The 1,165-nt window shown below is 45.5% G+C and carries 1 protein-coding gene; it reads left to right on the forward strand.

Features of this window, described 5'->3' with window-relative positions:
• On the forward strand, window positions 1–1,165 hold a 1,165-nt coding region (locus A3762_RS09750; RefSeq protein ID WP_156493365.1), incomplete at both ends, for an ELM1/GtrOC1 family putative glycosyltransferase.

The following is a 1,165-nucleotide window of genomic DNA, read 5'->3' on the forward strand; positions in this document are numbered from 1 at the left end:
ACTTAAAAATAGTGAGCGCGTACTCACTACAAAAGGGCCGTTAATCAAGAAATCCGCAATTGCATCGGACACAAGAGCAGAAGGTCTGATTTTATTAGGCGGACAATCCAAACACTTCATTTGGGATGAAGAAAAAATCATCAAGCAGATTACGACTATCTCACAAGACGACTCATTACCATGGTCAGTCTCTTGTTCTCGACGCACTCCTGTTAGCACTGCTCAGGCTATTCAACAACAGCTAAGTCATATCAAAATCATTGAGGCAACAGCTGACATTGAACCAATACTGGCAAGCGCCAAATCGATTTGGGTCAGCCCCGATAGCATAAATATGATGTATGAGGCTCTCAATACTCAAGAGCCTGTGGGCGTGCTTCAGTTGAAATCCAAACGACGAATATTGAGACGTAACAAGGTTCTCAACGAACTAAAAACACTCGAGCAAGAAAATCTCATCTTTCGATATATTGAAGACAAAGCGCCTGCACCCTCTCACAACTCAAAACACCAAAGTTCACACGCACCAAGCTCAGAAGCACAGAGCGCGATCATCAACGAAGCTGAACGCGCCGTACACTGGCTTTTAAAAAAAGTGGAACAAAGAAAAGCCGCGCCGCATGTTGCGCAAATTCTTCCGGCATTACACGGCGGAGGTGTAGAACGCGGAACGATAGAGCTGGCTGAACATTTGTCCTCAAATCACATCAAGTCGAGCGTCATTTCATCCGGCGGAAAGCTGACTAAGGAACTGAATCTGTTCAATGTCAGACACCATACTCTGCCCGTTCACAGCAAGAATCCTGTCCGCATCATACTCAATGCTTTCGCAATGGTGCGATTAATCAAAGAACACGGCATAAACTTGTTACATGTTCGCTCTAGGGCCCCAGCGTGGAGCACCCTATTGGCGTCTAAGCTGAGCGGCGTACCCTACGTTGCGACTTTCCATGGAGTCTATGGACATCAACCCGCTGCAAAGCGTTTCTATAACTCCGCAATGCTACGTGGAGTCAGAACAATCGCAGTTTCTCAGTTTGTTGAAAGGCATATACAAAGCACCTATCCAGCACTTGCCAATCACATTGTGACGATTAATCGCGGGGTTGATACGCATTTTTTTAAACCTGCTCAAGAACAAAGCCAACCAAAAGAAAAAGAAGTA

It is taken from the genome of Oleiphilus sp. HI0125 (genome assembly GCF_001635355.1).